Raw genomic sequence first — 15,734 nt, 5'->3', positions numbered from 1 at the left:
GAAAAGATGAGCGATAACACTGTTACTTCGGCTGCCGACACGCCAGCGGCCAAACCTTCGCGGCGCTGGCCTTTGCTGTTGGCCGGGTTGTGCCTGGTGGCCGGTGTGGCGGGTGGTTTCGGCTGGCTGCTGCTCAAGCCCAAGGCGCCGCCGGCGGAATTGGCCAGTGACAAGCTTGGCCTGAGCCGTCCGGACGCGTTGCTGGAGACCCACTCGCTGAGTCAGTTGCCCAAGGACCTGCTGACGGTGCCGTTCCTCAAGGCCACGCTCACCGAAGATTTCGTCTTCTATTACGAGACCCACGCGGATCGCCTCGGCTTGATCGGCAGTCTGCGCCGGATCATCTACGAGCATGACCTGAAGTTGCAGGACAGCCTGATCGAGCAACTTTTCGATCAGCCAGCCGACGTTGCGCTGTGGCGTGGCGCGGATGGTCGCTTGAAGGATTTTCTGCTGGTGATGGATCGCGGCGGGCTGGCGAAGCTGCTCGAGCCCTTGGCGAAAGTCGCGCTGGATGACACGCAGCTCAGTCAGATGGGCGAACTCAAGGTCGGCGGCGACACGGTGCCGCTGTATCAACTGACCTATAACGCCAGCAAAGCGCTGTTGTTCGCCTCCCATGGTGACAAGTTGGTGGTGCTGTCCAACCCGGCCAAGTATTACGACCCGGAAAGCGGCGTCTCCGAAGAATCGGGGCACGTCTCGCCGCAAGCGCTGGCGGCGCTGCTCAATGGCGAAAAGCTGTTCCCGGAAGCGTTCGGTCTGCCGGCGAAAACCGCGGAAACCAAGCAGCGCTTGTCGGTCAATTCCAGTGTCCTGGCGATGGGTTATCAGCGTTTCATCCCGAACTTCGCCGGGCTGCGTTTCGACATGGACGACAAGGGCTGGCACAGCTACCTCGCCCTGGACGAACTGGTCAACCAGCCCGACTTCGATTTCAAACCCGTCTGGCAAGCCATGCCACTCGGCGCCAGTGCCTGCGTAACCCTGCCGGTCGCGGCCGAACCGCAAAAACCGCTGTTGGTAAAACTTGGCGCTGAAGAAGCTGTGGCGCAGACCCTCACCGAGCATGTGGCCGGCGCGGCTGGCCTGTGCTGGTACGCCGACTCGCGTTTGTACACGCCGTTGCTGGTCGCCAGTCTGAAAGACGAGGACAGCAGCAAACTCGATGGCGACCTCGGCAAACTGTTTGGCTCGATGGTCGGCGCGTTCGAGGCCAACGTCGACGAAAACGTGTTCCCGGTGGTCGAGAAGCAGGAAGGCCAGAGCCACGTCTGGCAGCGTCAGGTCAGTTCCAACTTCGGCCCGTATGCGGCGAAGACTGCCGAGAACCCGGACGCGATTTCCGGCAAGGCATTCATGAAAGTCAGCCTTGCCCGTCACGGCTCGACGCTGTTGTTTTCCCTCGATGACAAACTCGTCGACAAGGCCCTCGGCACCCTCGATAAACGCTTCCCGCCAATGGCCGACGTGCTGCCCAAAGATGTGCTGATGCCGATCTACTTCGGCCCGGATTCGATGGCGCAACTGATGCAGCAGGAAACCCTCGACAGCCTGCCGCAGGACATGGAACCGGTGTTTTACAACGCCGCGCAAACCTACCTGATTCCGAAACTGCGCACCCTTGGCGGCTACGGCAAATATGCGCTGACCTTGCCCGAAGGCAGCGAGCCCGACGGCCACTGGCAGTGGTTGCCGCTGGAATGGAAAGCGCTGTGACGGCACTGATCCGCAGCCTCGGCCTGCTCGCGCTGTTGCTCAGTGCGGGCGCCCGCGCCGTCGAAGCACCGGCGCTGGACCCTGCGCAGTCCCAGGTGTTTCGCGCCTGGTTTGTGCGCATCGCTCAAGAGCAACTGAGTCAAGGCCCGAGCCCGCGCTGGTATCAGCAGGATTGTGCCGGGCTGGTACGTTTTGCCGCCAACGAAGCGTTGAAAGTCCATGACGACAAGTGGCTGCGCAGCAATGGCCTGTCCAATCGTTATCTGCCGCCGGAGCTTTCGCTCAGCGATGAGCAGCGCAAGCTCGCCCAGCAATGGCAGCAGGGCGGCGGCAAGGTCGGGCCGTACGTCAACGCGATCAAACTGATTCAGTTCAACAGCCATCTGGTCAGCCGCGACGTCTCGCAGGCACGGCCCGGTGATTTGATGTTTTTCGATCAGGGCGACGACCAGCACCTGATGATCTGGATGGGCCGCTACATCGCCTATCACACCGGCACCACCACCCCCACTGACAACGGCATGCGTTCGGCAAGCCTGCAGCAACTCATGACATGGAAGGACACCCGATGGATACCCGACGCAGCCAACCCCAACTTCATCGGCATCTATCGACTGAACTTTCTCTCCCAATGACCGGTGCCCGCATGTTGCGACTCTGTTCCCGAATTCCTTTGCTGCTGGCGCTGTTGCTGCCACTGGCCACCGTCAACGCCGAAGATTCGGTCGAGCCGAGCGGCTACACGCCGGTCTCGGGCGAAAGCTTTTTCTTGCTGGCTGACAGCAGTTTTGCTGCTGATGAACAGGCAATGGTGCGCCTCGAAGCGCCGGGCCGCGATTACCGTCGTTTCCGCATGGAACCGTACGGCGGCGCCGACATTCGCGTGTACCGCATCGACAAACCGCTGGATTTCCTCAAGCGCCAAAAGAACCTGCATCGTGTGGTCAGCGACGGCCAATTCAAGGGCGAAGGCTTGTCCAACACCCTCGCGTACCTGTGGGACAACTGGTACCGCAAGTCCCGTCGGGTGATGCAGCGTGCGTTCTCCTATGAGTCGCGCAAACAGGTCACCGAAGAAGTGCCGGAACTGAAGATGGGCAACGCCATCGCCGCACCTACTCCGTACGACGCGCAGCCGCAATTTGCGCTGATCCCGGGTCTGCCGGTGGTCAGCCAGTTCCGTTATCCGCTGTGGCAGGCCAAGCCGATTCAGCCGCCAGCCGGGGTCAATCTGGCGGGTTCTTCCAGCGATTTCGTCAGTGTCGCGCCGGGTAACGTTTACATCCCGCTGGGCAATCTGAAACCCGGTCTGTATCTGGTCGAAGCGCTGATCGGCAAGTACCGCGCGACCACCATGGTGTTCGTCTCCAACACGGTGGCGGTGAGCAAGATTGCCGGTGATGAACTGCTGGTGTGGGCTGCGCGCAAACATGAAGGCAGTTCGGTGCCGAAGGTCAATGTGTTATGGACCGATGGCCTCGGCGTGATGAGCAGTGGCGCCACGGATGCCGATGGCTTGCTGCGCCTGAAACACGTCAGCCCTGAGCGTTCATTTGTCATCGGCGAGGATGAAGAGGGCGGTGTATTCGTCTCGGAAAACTTCTATTACGACAGCGAAATCTACGACACCAAACTCTACGCTTTCACCGACCGGCCGCTGTATCGCCCGGGTGATTGGGTGTCGCTGAAAATCGTTGGCCGCGAGTTCAAGAATGCGCGGGATTCGGTATTGCCGGGGGCGGCGGACGTCACGGTCAGCGTGCTCGATGCGACCGGTACCGAGCTGCAGCACCTTGACCTGAAACTTGATTCGAAGGCCGGTACTCAGGGCCGTTTCCAGTTGCCGGACAACGCGGTGGCGGGCGGTTACGAGATTCGTTTCAACTACAAGGATCAGGCCTACAGCAGTGCCTTCCGTGTGGCCGAGTACATCAAACCGCACTTCGAGATTTCGCTGAATCTGGCCAAGCAGGATTACCGCACCGGCGAACCGGTGAAGGGCAGTCTGGTGTTGCTCTACCCGGACGGCAAACCGGTGGCCAACGCCAAACTGACCCTGAGCCTGCGCGCCCAGCAACTGTCGATGGTCGACAACGAGCTGCAATACCTCGGGCAATTCCCGGTGGAACTGACCAGCACCGAACTGACCACCGACAGCAAAGGTAACGCGAGCCTCGACCTGCCAGCCGCCGACAAACCGAGCCGTTACATGCTCACCGTGTTCGCCAGCGATGGCGCGGCGTATCGGGTCAAGACCACCAAGGAAATTCTCATCGACCGTGGCGCGGCGAGCTTCCGCCTGAGCGCGCCGCAACGCTTCAGCGCGGTCGGCGACAAAGTCGCATTCAGCTACGCCAACGAGGGCGGCACCGAGCAAAGCAAAGCGGTAACACCGAGCACGTATGGCTGGGTGCGTCTGGAAGACCAGAGCACCGGCGAAGGCAAACTTGCCGCGACTGACAAAGGCTTCAGCATTGCCTTCGAACGTCCGGGCACTTACAACCTGACACTTAAGGATCAGCACGGTCGCGTCCTCGGTGCCACCGGGCATTCGGTCACTGGCGATGGCGTCAAGGCAGTGCCGGGCACCGTGGAAATCGTCCTCGATAAACCTGAGTACAAGGCCGGCGATGAAGCGCTGGCGCTGATCACTTTCCCTGAACCGGTCAGCGATGCACTGCTCTCGCTGGAACGCGACAAGGTCGAAGCCACGGCGCTGCTGGCCAGGGGCGGCGACTGGTTGAAGCTGGAGAAACTCAGCGACACCCAATACCGCGCACGCATCCCGGTGAAGGACAACTTCGCGCCAAATCTGACCTTCTCCGTGCTGTACACCAAGGGCGGTCAATACAGCTTCCAGAACGCCGGGATCAAAGTGATCGCGCCGCAAATCGACGTAGCGATCAGCACCGACAAAGCGGTGTATCTGCCGGGCGACACGGTCACGGTTGACCTGACCACGCAGTTCGCCGGCAAAGCCGTTCCGGCGCACCTGACCGTTAGCGTCGTCGACGAAATGGTTTACGCGCTGCAACCGGAAGTCGCGCCGACCATCGACCAGTTCTTCTATCACCCGCGCCGCAACAACGTGCGCACCAGTGCCAGCCTGTCCTTCATCAGTTACGACGTGGCGTTGCCGGGCAGCCCCGGCGCGCCGGGCAAAGCCAACCGCAGTGAGCGTGGGGTGAAAGTGCTGGAGCGGCCGCGTCGTGAAGACGTCGACACCGCTGCGTGGCAGCCGGAGTTGTTGACCGGTGCCGACGGCAAAACCCGCTTCACTTTCAAGATGCCGGACTCGCTGACCCGCTGGCGCATCACCGCCCGCGCGATCGCCGATGACGGGCAGGTCGGGCAGAAGAAGCAGTTCGTCCGTTCGGAAAAACCGCTGTACCTGAAGTGGAGCGGCCCGAGCAAATTCCGTAAGGGTGATCAGCCGCAACTCGGTGTGTTCGCGTTCAGTCAGGCCGAGAAGCCGGTCAAGGCTGAACTGGTCACTCACTACGCAGGCGCTGAACAGCGTGTCCCTGTGACCCTCAACAACGGCATCAACTACCTGCCGCTGCCGGCATTCGCCCTGGCTTCCGGCGAGTGGACGGCGCAGCTGGTGCAGGACGGCAAAACTGCCGACTCTCTCGCCGTGCGCCTGAGCGCGACCGGTGACGGCTGGCAAGTGACGCAGACGCAAAGCCTCGATGTCGCCAGTGGCGACACGCCGTTGAGCCTGCCGGCCGATGCCACGGATATTCGCCTGCGTCTGGATGACAGTCCGCAAGCGCTGTTCCGTTCGGCTCTTGATGATCTGCTCAGCTATCCGTACGGCGGCGTCGAGCAGACTGCCAGTCGTTTGCTGCCATTGAGCATCGCTTATCCGTCGCTGGCGTCGAATCCGCAGATCCGTGATCGCTTGCGCCTGATCATGCAGAACAGCCGTCTGCGTCTGGTGCAAATGGCCGGGCCGTCGGCGAGCTTCACTTGGTGGGGCTACGACGGTGAGCCGGATGCGTTCCTTACTGCCTACGCCTATTACGCCGACTGGAACGCCAGCCAGGTGCTGGAGCTGACGCTGCCGCCGGAGCACTGGCAGCGGGTGCTTGAGGTTTACGCCAAGCAGGCGCCGAACACGCCGTTGCTGCAACGGGCGCTGATTCTGTCGTTCGCCAAGCAGATGCATCTGCCGGTGAACACGCTGCTCAGTGGTTTGATGGAGGATCTGGCCACGGCCGGAGAGGGCAACGCCGAAACCCTGATGGACGATGGCGAAGACAGTCTGGTGATGAGCGATCCGGATTCGGCGCTCGGTCTGGCGGCGGCGCGGGTGCTGACCGCAGCGTTGGCCACGCAGTCGAAAGTGACCTTGCCGGATGCGTTCAATCGTCAGGTGGGCGCTGCGCAACAGCGTCTGTCGGTCAGTTCGCAGCCGTTTGCCGAAGCGTTGAATCTGTCGCTGCAACCCTTCGATCAGGCACGTGCGCAAGCGCTGCTGCAACGACTGTTGCCGCAGCAATCGACCCTCGAACGCGCGCTGGCGCTAACGTGGCTGCAACGCAGCATCGCCCAGGCGTCGCCGACCATCGCATTGACGCCGGGTGAGGGCTGGAAGAAAAACTACGGTGCCAGCGGCGAGATGTACTGGACGTGGCAAGGCGCGACGCCAGTGCCAAGTGTGTTGACCGTGTCTGGCACACAAGAGCGTCCGCTGCGCGCGGCGTTGAGCTTCCAGACCCAGCAACCGGCAGTCGATCCGATGGCCGTGACCATCACCCGCCGCCTGTCGCGACTGGTGCCGGGCGATGAAGCGTTCACCTTCAAACTGGAGCCGATCGGGACCAAGCCGCTGTCCAGCGACAGTCTGTATCTGGACGAAGTGATCCTCACCAGCAAAGCGCCGAAACCGCTGCGCTACGGCATGCTCGAAGTGCCGCTGCCACCGGGCGCCGATGTTGAGCGCACCACGTGGGGTATCAAGTTGCAGGGCAAGGACGGCACCGAACCAACGGCGCTGGAAAAGGCGCGCTTCGAACCGGGGCAACTGGCTTATGCGGTGCCGGTCGATGCGTTGAGCGGCGAGTTGCGCCTGCGCCATCTGGTGCGCTTCTCGCAAAAGGGCCAGTTCAACCTGCCCCCGGTGCGTTTCAAGCAGGTCTACGCGCCGCAGCATCAGGCCCAGGAAGCGAAAGCCGCCCTCGGTCAGGTCACGGTCAACTGACATGACCCGGCCGCTGCTGTGGCTGCTGATGTGCGTGATGCCTGCGCTGGCGACGGCGCAGGATGAGCCGCTGCGCGTGGCCTATAAGGGCGAATTGTTGTCGTTGAGTCAGACGCAACTGATCAAGCGTGAACCGCTGCAGTCGTCACTGGATACGCCGTTGGGCAGCCTGTGGAAGTTGTTTGTCTACGCGTGGCTGGTGGACACCGGCGCGCGGGAGCCGGCGTATGAGTGTCGCGGACAGTCGAAGGAAGAGGTTTATTGCTGCTCGGCGGGCGGCAAGATCGAGCGTGATCAGGCGCTGGTGAAATCCTGCGGGTTGTATTTTGAGCCGGCGCGGTTGGGGATTTCGGCGGCGGATTGGCGTACCTATTGGCAGACGCGGAGGGCGCCGTCGTGGTTGCTGGATCTGCCTTCGGTGCAACCGGCTCAACGGGTTTCCGTAGCTGAACTGCTGAAGGTCCTGGCCTCGTTGCCAGCGCAGGATCAGGCGCGCCGAGTGCTGCTCGATGTGGTGCTGAATGCGGCGGACGGCAATGTCGTCGGTGAACTGGGCGGGCGCTTGCGGGTGAAAACCTGGAGCTGGCTCGGTGATCAGGATCCGCAATCGCGCCAGGGTGGTTTCGCCGGTTGGACGGCGGACGGATCTCCGCTCTGGGCTGGCGGGCGTGGCACCAGTCAGATGGTCTTGCGGCATTACGGGCAGGCACTGGCGACGGTATTGCCCGCCGCATGGCCGGCAGAAGCCGGGCGCTGTGTTGAAGTCGGGTTGTTCTCGCGCTATCCGCTCACGCGGGTTTTGGCTGGTGAGCGTGTGGTGACGTCCGGCCCGTTGCAGGGTGATTACCGCGTCGAATTCGCCAATGGCAACACGTTGGATATCCACAGCGCCGGAGAACTGTTTCTGCTCAACGACAAACTGGTCGCAAGGCTTGATCGCGAAGAATATGTCGCCCGCGTCCTTGAGCGCGAAGCCAAACCGGAACCCGCCGAGGCGGCCAAAGCGCTGGCCGTGGCGATCCGCACCTATCTGCTGCAAAACGCCACGCGCAACGGCGACTGCCTGAGCATCGATGACAGCAGCAATCGCCAGCGTGTCGCCCCGCGCCCGGCCTCCGCCGAGTCGCGCAACATTGCGGCATGGACGGCGGATCTGGTTTTGGCTGGTAGCACCGTCACCTATCACTCCGATCAACCCGGCCCGGACAAACTCGCCTGGCAACAAGCCGTCGAGCAAGCCAATGCCGGTCAGCGTTACGACGCGATTCTGCTGCACGCCTACCCGCGCGCCAGCCTCAGCCGTTGGGACAACCCTGTCGCTTCCTGCGAAGCATTGCCCACCGCGCAAGACTGGTTGCAAAAACAGCGTCGCGGCTGGCGTCCGAAGCTGGAAAGCGAAACCGGCTACAACGAAGTCAGCACATTTGCCGTGTGCAAACTGGCCTTCGGCCGTCCCTTCGTCGACCGCGAGCGCCAACGTATTTACGTGCGTGGCGTGCTGACCCTGCAGGATCGCCTCGACCTGACCCACGAATATCTGCACCTGGCCTTTGAAGCACACCCCAACGGCCAGGATGAAACCTACATCGAAGGGCTCGCCCGTCACCTTTTGCTGGAATAGACCATGACACTCCGTTATCCACAGGTCTTGCTGCTGCTCTGCACCTTGACTGCGCTCTCGCCGGCCATTGCTGCCGACAGCGTCAAACTTGACACCCCGGTCGGCGGCTGGCGCAGCGGCGCACCGGAAGGCGAGGGCGAAAGCTTCCGTCAGACCGTCAACTACCCGGCCTCGTCGGTCAACACCTCGCTTGGCCAGGCCAACACCGCACGCATCAGCGGCGAGATCAAAGCTGCGCGGAAGGACAACGAACCCGGACGGCTGATCGTCAATGGCGTGAGCATGCCGCTGAAAATCGATGACAGCGGCCGCTTCGATCGCCCGTTCTCCTTCCCCAACGGCAGCAACAGCGTCGAAGTGCGCAGCCCCGACGGTCAGCAACGCCACCGCACACAATTCCTCAACACCAGCGGCGGCGCTACCCCGGCGAAACTGCGCGTGTTGCTAGCGTGGGACAGCGACGGCACCGACCTCGACCTGCACCTCGTCACCCCCGATGGCGCGCACATCTGGTACGGCAACCGCAGCGCCGCCAACGGCGCCGCGCTCGACGTCGACGTCACCACCGGCTACGGCCCGGAAATCTTCGCCATGCCGGCGCCGATCAAGGGCCAGTATCTGGTGTATGTGAATTACTACGGCGGTGGTTATCGCGGAGATGAGGATGGCGTCGATGAGGCGGTGCAGGCGCTGACCACCGCGCAGGTGACGGTGATAACTGAAGAAGGCACACCGAACGAGAAGATGGAGACGTTTCTGATCCCGATGCGCGCGGTGGGTGAGCTGACGCTGGTGAAGTCGTTCAGTTATCCGTAAGGCTCAGGTACAGCGAACGCAAAGTCTGTACACGATTGCGTCCCCGGTCTTTGGCGCCGTACAGCGCCTGATCAGCTTCCGAGAGCAGGCGTGACAAGTCGTAGCCGGATTCACGGGTGGTTACCACGCCGATGCTGACGCTGAGCAAACCCGGCTCAAGAATCGACAATTGTGAGAAGGAACGGCGGATCCGCTCGGCAATCTCCAGTGCAGTCTGCTCGTTGCAGTCGCTGAGAAGGCAAGCAAACTCCTCACCGCCGATCCGCCCGCAAACATCTTCCTTGCGCAGGCTCTCGACCACGATCCGGCCGAACGCAATCAACGCCTGATCCCCGACGGGATGGCCATAGGTGTCATTCAGACGCTTGAAGTTATCCAGATCACAAAGCAGCAACGCCGCTGGTTCTGCGTGTTGCTGGCTTTCAGTAAGCAACTGCCCGGCGTTCACCATGAACGCGCGACGATTGCCAATGCCCGTCAGCGGATCGCTGAACGCTGCCGCTTTGAGCTTGAGCTCGGCACGCTCCTTGACCATCGCCAGCGTGATGTAGGCAATGCCGATGACATACAGCATCGACTCGAACAGCATGAACGAGAAAAACGGCACGCCCTCGCCACTGCCCAGCAGCGCCTTTGTCACCGGCAGCCCTTCATCGGTCGCACTGCGAAAGGCGTAGAACACAGTGTGCAAAACGGTCAGCACCAGCGCCGGCATAAACGCGACGTCCAGGGTGTGGCGGCTGCGCCAAAGCTCCAGCGTTGTCAGCACGCCGTAACTGAATGCCAGCAAGGAGTAGATTAGAACCCGATTTGGCATCGACTCGTAGAAGGCGGGAATCAGGCACAAGGTCAGCCAAGCGACCGCCCCTGCCAGAATGCCGGACACTGACGGCCTGCGCCCGACCAGCGTGCGCATGGCCGTCCAGTTCATCGCTGCACTGAGCAATAAAACAACATTGCCGAACACAATGGGAACGAAGTCGACCCCTCGATCACGCCAACTGACCAATACCACGCCCAAGGCGCCAAGCAGCATCATGCTGCCGAGGTACGCCAGTGGCGGCTCGCGGGTTTCGCGATACCAGGCGTGCAGCGTCAAAAGCCCCATCAAAAAGAAGACGAAGACCGAAACGACCAGCAGGGTCGGGATATGCAGGGCCATTCCATGGATTCCCGTGAGGCTCAATACCGGAATCCGGCCGGTGGCGGGAATGCGGGTAAAAACAGAGGGGGTGGGTGTTGGGCGGGATTTAGCACTGAGGGGGTTGAGGTTGGCAAGTGTTGAGTCAAGCTCGCCAAGGTAAACGTGTTTTTTTGCAGGCATTAAAAAGCCGGCTTGTGGCCGGCTTCTCGGGGACTGGCTTGGCCTATTTTTGGTAAGCCTTGCCAGCCTTCAAAACGTACATCCGGATCTGCGTCCGGCTGTGGGACTTGGTCAGACGTTGGTCTGCCGCGTCGGGCGCTCTCTGAGCCGCGGGGCGGGTCGATGCGCAAATGTGGGGCGCAGGATACTGAGTTTTGCTGTGGATTCCCAGCCTGAAGTGCGGTTTAGAGCGACTTCTACGCCAGAAATCCGGGATTTGTACCGATTGTCCGGGCCTCTTCGCGAGCAGGCTCGCTCCCACAGGGTTCTGTGCAGGGTCGACAAACCGCATCAAATCAGAGAAACGGCACCACCGGCCGCCGCTTGCTCACTGTCGACCACCAAAACACCCAGCCCAATATATGAATCCTTTGCTCCTCGATCTGCGCCGGGCGGAACACTTCGTCCGGGTATTCGGCGCTGTTGTGGCTACGCAGGCGCAGGCCGTTGCCGGGCATGCGGTGCAGGTATTTGATGCGCAGCATGCCGTCGTGTTCGATGGCGTAGATCTCGCCGTCGACGACTTGGGTCAGGCCACGATCGATGGCGACGACGGAGCCGTCCTCGATGCGCTCGGCCATGCTGTTGCCGATCATGTGGGCGCAGATGGCGTCGGCGGGGCGGATTTCCAGTTGATCAAGCTGTGCACGCAGCAGGCGGATGGACAGGTCCGGGTCCTGGATGACGTGGTTTTTGTCGGAGCCGTTGGTGAGTGGCGTTTCTTTGAAGAAGGCCAGTTCGATGTCGTTGGGATGGATGAATCGGTAGGCGCCCTGAGGATCGTGGGCGTCAAAGCTGTCGCCGTTGCTGGCAGGCGGAGCCAGGCTCGGCAGCTCTTTTGTGCCTTGGCCGGTTTTCAGCCATTCGCTGTTGACGGACAGCAGGCGTGAGACTTCTTCCATGCGATACGCGGGGACGCCCCGGGTGTACCAGTTGTGGACATTTTGGGCTTCCGTGCCCCAGAACTTTGCGAAACCCGTCGTCGAGATGTTCGCAGCTTCCAGGAGTGCCTTGAATCTTGGACCGCTAGTGTTCTTTCTCATAAACACGGAGTCTACGGCCGTGCCAGAGCGGTTTGAATAAACCGGACGTTCAAAAACGGGCTGAATTTTGCGACGGGATGTAAGACGTTCTTGTGGGAAATTACACAGGCTAAAACTTTTCTGTAGTCCGTCGTAAACACTCTGTTTAAGAAAGCTTTTTTCGCGCACAAAAAACCCCGGATCAACCGGGGTTTTCTTCAAGCCTCACGCGTAGCGCAGGTGCTTAGCCTTTGTAGGCGGCAACCGACTTGGTGATCGCTTCGCGGGCGGCGTCTGCACCGGCCCAGCCTTCGATCTTGACCCATTTGCCTTTCTCGAGATCTTTGTAGTTCGCGAAGAAGTGCTCGATCTGCTGGATCAGCAGTGGTGGCAGGTCGGTGTATTCCTTCACATCGACGTACAGCTGGGACAGCTTGTCGTGTGGTACCGCGATAACTTTGGCATCGCCGCCGCCGTCGTCGGTCATGTTCAGGATGCCGACTGGACGCGCGCGGATCACCGAGCCTGGAGCAACCGGGTAAGGGGTCACAACCAGCACGTCGAGGGGATCACCGTCGTCAGCCAGGGTGTTCGGGATGTAACCGTAGTTGGCCGGGTAGAACATTGGGGTGGCCATGAAACGGTCAACGAACAGGCAATCGCTGTCTTTGTCGATTTCGTATTTGATCGGCGCGTGGTTGGCCGGGATCTCGATCGCGACGTAGATGTCGTTCGGCAGGTCTTTGCCAGCCGGAATCTTGCTGTAGCTCATTGGGCGTTGCCCCCGTAGTTGACCAAAAACACTTGGCCGGATTGACCAAAAAGTGGCGGCGATTATAGGCATATTCTGCCGTCGACGCCATGTACCGAAAGTCGTGCAGAGCTTAGTCGTGCGCCTGATAGACCGGGTCTGTGGCCTGAAGTTGCCGCAATCGGCTCAACGGGTCCTGGCGGTAGAAAAGCTGCAACTGCGCATACACCTGTGGATAAGCTTCATGCAGCAGATCCGGGGCGCTGAAGAAATATTCGCTGGTGACCGCAAAGAACTCGGCCGGGTTTTCGGCGGCGTAGGGATCGATGGCGGTTTCGGCGTCCGGGTCATGATCGAGCTGACGGTTGAGATCGTCGTAAGCCTTTTGCATAACGTCTGCCCAGTCGCTGACACGCATGTCGGCATGCAGCGGCGGCAGGCCGTTGGCGTCGCCGTTGAGCATGTCGAGTTTGTGCGCCAGTTCGTGGATCACCAGGTTATAGCCTTCCCAGCCACCACTGGCCATGACGCCGGGCCAGGCGAGGATGATCGGCCCTTGCTGCCAGGCTTCGCCGCTGTGTTCGCCGTCCCATTCGTGCTCGACGCCGCTGGCGTCACGATGACGTTGCGGGCTGAGAAAGTCGTCGGGGTAGAGCACGATTTCGTGGAAACCCTGATACCAGTTCAAATCGCCCAGGTTGAGCAGGGGCAATTGCGCCTGGGCCGCGAGCAGCAGGCGTTGTTCCTGATGCAGTTCGACGCCGGGCAGGGCGCTCAGGTGTTTGTCTTCGAGGAACAGCACGCAGGCTTCGCGCAGCCACTGGTCTTCGGCAGCGCTGATACCGTCAAGGAAACTCAGGTGATGACGCACCCGTTGCCACATGTCGTCGGCAATCGGGCGCTTCGCCAGAATGCGCCGGCGACGCCAGGCGCTCAGCGACCACATCGGCTTAGTGCGATTGAGCTTTGGTGCCGCCGAAACGGCTGCGAACCACGCCAAGGATCATCGGCACCAGCGACAGCAGAATGATCGCCACCACGAGCAAAGACAGGTTTTTCTTGATGAACGGCACGTTGCCGAAGAAGTAGCCCAGGGTCACCAGACCGCCGACCCAGAGGATGGTGCCCAACACGCTGAAACCGAAGAAGCGGGCGTACGGCATCTTCGCCACACCGGCGACGAACGGTGCAAAGGTGCGGATGATCGGCAGGAAGCGCGCCAGGGTTACAGTCTTGCCGCCATGCTTGTCATAGAAATCGTGGGTTTTCTGCAGGTAATCGCGACGGAAGATTTTCGAGTTCGGGTTGCTGAACAGCTTCTCCCCGGCCGTTCGTCCGATTACGTAGTTGGTACTGTCGCCGAGTATGGCCGCGAGCATCAGCAGACCACCCAACAGCACCGGATCCATTCCACCGCCTGCGGCAACGGCACCGGCAATGAACAACAGCGAATCACCCGGCAGGAATGGCATAACCACCAGACCGGTTTCACAGAAAATCACCAGAAACAGGATGGCGTAGATCCATGGACCATAGTTGTTCACCAGCAAATCGAGGTACACGTCGAGATGCAGGATAAGGTCGAGCGGGTTGAAATCCATGGGGGCACCTGTATGGCGGCCCGACTCGGCAGGCCTGTGCGGATGACTTCGTGTAAGCCTACAGCGGGGTGTAGTTTTTCTTACAAGCCGGAAAGATCGGGATTATACGGTCTGAAAGATGAAAAGCGCGTTGGTTTTGTAGCGGGGGATGTCGGGGTGTGAACAATTGTCAGGAAGCATTCGAGGTGCCTGAGGGAGCGGGCTCCCTCATCACACGTTGCACTTGCAGTCAGAGCTCTTCGCTGATCGGCAGCACGTAGTTCTTGAACTCGGTGTCTTCCTTGAACCCGATGGACTCGTAGGTTTTCTGCGCGACTTCATTGTTGCTACTGGTAGAGACGCGCATGCGCACGGCCTGGGTTTCCTTGGCCATTTTCTTAGCGGTGCGGATCAGGTTGTCGGCGACCAGTTGGCGGCGGGCGTCTTCGGCGACATAGATGTCGTTGAGGATCCACACGCGTTTGAGCGACAACGAGGAGAAGCTTGGGTAGAGCTGACAGAAGCCCATCAGTTTCTTGTCGTCATCATCGGCCAGGGCCAGGTAGATGACCGATTCCTTGCGACGCAGGCGCTTTTCAAGGAAGGCGCGGGAAGAATCCGGGTAAGGCAGGGAACCGTAGAACTCGCGATATTTGACGAACAACGGAGTCAGTAAATCCAGATGTTCGAGGGTCGCTTGAATAATCCGCATGATAGGTCTCGTCTTCAAGTGGCTGTCTTCAACTGCTCTGACGGCGATCGGAAACCCGTGCGGCCGTGTATCGATCCTGCCTTAAACCGGCGCAGAAACGCAATGCGGAAACGGTTCAGGTAGGGGGCGGGCTAAGTAGGAAGTTTCCTTTCATGTCCGCACCGGCGTCCGATTCCAGCGTCTGAACCTGTGCTTCGTCCTTCAGATTCACGCCCGACAGCTGTCTGCGACAAGCTTCCCGCATCAAGTACAGCAAGCGATGTGCCGCCATGCCGTAGCTCAAGCCTTCGAGCCGTACATTGGAAATGCAATTGCGGTAGGCGTCGGTCAGGCCGATCTTTGGATTGTAGGTGAAATATAAACCGAGGCTGTCTGGGGAGCTGAGTCCCGGGCGTTCGCCGATCAGCATCACCAGCATTTTTGCGCCGAGCAACTGGCCGATTTCATCGCCGACGGCAACGCGGCCCTGTTCCACCAGGACAATCGGCGCCATGGACCAACCGTCGGTGCTCATTTGCTCTTCCAGACGATTGAGGAACGGCAGCGTATGGCGATGCACCGCCAGCGCCGACAGGCCGTCAGCCACGACGATCGCCAGATCGACACCGCCCGGATGCGCCGCTGCGTACTCACGCAAGGCCTGCGCCGATTCATCGCTGAGCTTGCGGCCCAGATCCGGGCGTTGCAGGTAGCTGTTGCGATCCACTGCGGCGCTGTGCAGCAACAGACTTTCGCGTCCGCGCTCGCTCAGTTGCGCGCTGAGGCCGGCGTGATCGAACGGCAGATGCACGGCGTCGCGCGCCTGGGCGTGGGCAAACTGGAAGTCCAGTTGCGCAGTGGTCGGCAGGCTGGTGCCAGTGCGGCCAAGGGCAATCCGCGCCGGGGTCAGGCGACGCAGTTCCAGCCAAGGGTTTTGCGGGTCGATGGGCGGTTTTTCCATGTGA

At 60.8% G+C, this 15,734-nt stretch carries 12 protein-coding genes; 5 read left to right on the top strand and 7 right to left on the bottom strand.

What is annotated here, in order from left to right:
- Positions 1-6 precede the first annotated feature (6 nt).
- The 5 genes from RMV17_RS26140 to RMV17_RS26120 are packed head-to-tail and all read left to right on the top strand — an operon-like array spanning position 7 to position 9,362.
- On the top strand, positions 7-1,719 hold the full coding sequence (locus RMV17_RS26140) for a DUF2138 domain-containing protein (RefSeq protein WP_311883646.1): 1,713 nt from the start codon (positions 7-9) through the stop codon (positions 1,717-1,719).
- Entirely contained in the window at positions 1,704-2,354 is a 651-nt protein-coding gene (locus tag RMV17_RS26135; RefSeq protein WP_311883644.1) for a DUF1175 family protein, read from the top strand. Before RMV17_RS26140 ends, RMV17_RS26135 begins: the two co-directional genes overlap by 16 nt.
- A complete protein-coding gene (locus RMV17_RS26130) occupies positions 2,351-6,925 on the top strand; it encodes an alpha-2-macroglobulin (protein ID WP_311883642.1) in 4,575 nt (1,524 codons plus the stop codon). The genes RMV17_RS26135 and RMV17_RS26130 overlap by 4 nt, the downstream gene beginning before the upstream one ends.
- A gap of 1 nt (position 6,926) precedes the next feature.
- Positions 6,927-8,546, top strand: coding sequence for a DUF2300 domain-containing protein (locus RMV17_RS26125; protein ID WP_311883640.1), 1,620 nt, complete (start codon positions 6,927-6,929; stop codon positions 8,544-8,546).
- A 3-nt stretch (positions 8,547-8,549) separates the two neighbouring features.
- Positions 8,550-9,362: a DUF2135 domain-containing protein gene (locus RMV17_RS26120; RefSeq protein ID WP_311883638.1), complete on the top strand. Its 813-nt coding sequence runs from the start codon at positions 8,550-8,552 to the stop codon at positions 9,360-9,362.
- Here the strand turns inward: RMV17_RS26120 and RMV17_RS26115 are convergent.
- The 7 genes from RMV17_RS26115 to eutC form a co-directional block, all read right to left on the bottom strand.
- The gene (locus RMV17_RS26115) at positions 9,349-10,524 is read right to left on the bottom strand and encodes a diguanylate cyclase (protein WP_311883637.1); all 1,176 of its coding nucleotides are present in this window, start codon (positions 10,522-10,524) and stop codon (positions 9,349-9,351) included. The two genes, RMV17_RS26120 and RMV17_RS26115, sit on opposite strands and share 14 nt — an antisense overlap.
- 497 nt (positions 10,525-11,021) lie before the next feature.
- Positions 11,022-11,768 carry a helix-turn-helix transcriptional regulator gene (locus tag RMV17_RS26110; RefSeq protein WP_034153742.1) on the bottom strand — a complete coding sequence of 249 codons (747 nt, stop codon included), beginning with the start codon at positions 11,766-11,768 and terminating at the stop codon, positions 11,022-11,024.
- A 223-nt stretch (positions 11,769-11,991) separates the two neighbouring features.
- A complete protein-coding gene (gene ppa / locus RMV17_RS26105) occupies positions 11,992-12,519 on the bottom strand; it encodes an inorganic diphosphatase (RefSeq protein WP_003205933.1) in 528 nt (175 codons plus the stop codon).
- A gap of 112 nt (positions 12,520-12,631) precedes the next feature.
- Positions 12,632-13,444 carry a zinc-dependent peptidase gene (locus tag RMV17_RS26100; protein WP_311887091.1) on the bottom strand — a complete coding sequence of 271 codons (813 nt, stop codon included), beginning with the start codon at positions 13,442-13,444 and terminating at the stop codon, positions 12,632-12,634.
- Between the two features lie 4 nt (positions 13,445-13,448).
- Positions 13,449-14,099 carry a DedA family protein gene (locus RMV17_RS26095; protein ID WP_034153744.1) on the bottom strand — a complete coding sequence of 217 codons (651 nt, stop codon included), beginning with the start codon at positions 14,097-14,099 and terminating at the stop codon, positions 13,449-13,451.
- A gap of 229 nt (positions 14,100-14,328) precedes the next feature.
- Positions 14,329-14,790, bottom strand: a complete 462-nt coding sequence (locus RMV17_RS26090) for a GNAT family N-acetyltransferase (protein WP_007910890.1) — start codon at positions 14,788-14,790, stop codon at positions 14,329-14,331.
- A 115-nt stretch (positions 14,791-14,905) separates the two neighbouring features.
- Positions 14,906-15,730 carry an ethanolamine ammonia-lyase subunit EutC gene (gene eutC, locus RMV17_RS26085; RefSeq protein ID WP_311883634.1) on the bottom strand — a complete coding sequence of 275 codons (825 nt, stop codon included), beginning with the start codon at positions 15,728-15,730 and terminating at the stop codon, positions 14,906-14,908.
- Positions 15,731-15,734: the final 4 nt, after the last annotated feature.

Origin of the sequence: Pseudomonas sp. VD-NE ins, assembly GCF_031882575.1 — a bacterium.
Taxonomy (GTDB): Bacteria; Pseudomonadota; Gammaproteobacteria; order Pseudomonadales; family Pseudomonadaceae; genus Aquipseudomonas; species Aquipseudomonas fluorescens_BZ.
This window is presented reverse-complemented; position numbering and strand designations above follow the sequence as displayed.

Bases quoted from the DNA above. Each gene is read 5' to 3' on its own strand.
- RMV17_RS26125 (WP_311883640.1), top strand. From the start codon at position 6,927: ATGACCCGGCCGCTGCTGTGGCTGCTGATGTGCGTGATGCCTGCGCTG.
- RMV17_RS26100 (WP_311887091.1), bottom strand. From the start codon at position 13,444: ATGTGGTCGCTGAGCGCCTGGCGTCGCCGGCGCATTCTGGCGAAGCGC.
- RMV17_RS26115 (WP_311883637.1), bottom strand. From the start codon at position 10,524: ATGGCCCTGCATATCCCGACCCTGCTGGTCGTTTCGGTCTTCGTCTTC.
- RMV17_RS26140 (WP_311883646.1), top strand. From the start codon at position 7: ATGAGCGATAACACTGTTACTTCGGCTGCCGACACGCCAGCGGCCAAA.
- RMV17_RS26130 (WP_311883642.1), top strand. From the start codon at position 2,351: ATGACCGGTGCCCGCATGTTGCGACTCTGTTCCCGAATTCCTTTGCTG.
- RMV17_RS26090 (WP_007910890.1), bottom strand. From the start codon at position 14,790: ATGCGGATTATTCAAGCGACCCTCGAACATCTGGATTTACTGACTCCG.
- RMV17_RS26110 (WP_034153742.1), bottom strand. From the start codon at position 11,768: ATGAGAAAGAACACTAGCGGTCCAAGATTCAAGGCACTCCTGGAAGCT.
- RMV17_RS26120 (WP_311883638.1), top strand. From the start codon at position 8,550: ATGACACTCCGTTATCCACAGGTCTTGCTGCTGCTCTGCACCTTGACT.
- eutC (WP_311883634.1), bottom strand. From the start codon at position 15,730: ATGGAAAAACCGCCCATCGACCCGCAAAACCCTTGGCTGGAACTGCGT.
- RMV17_RS26095 (WP_034153744.1), bottom strand. From the start codon at position 14,099: ATGGATTTCAACCCGCTCGACCTTATCCTGCATCTCGACGTGTACCTC.
- RMV17_RS26135 (WP_311883644.1), top strand. From the start codon at position 1,704: ATGGAAAGCGCTGTGACGGCACTGATCCGCAGCCTCGGCCTGCTCGCG.
- ppa (WP_003205933.1), bottom strand. From the start codon at position 12,519: ATGAGCTACAGCAAGATTCCGGCTGGCAAAGACCTGCCGAACGACATC.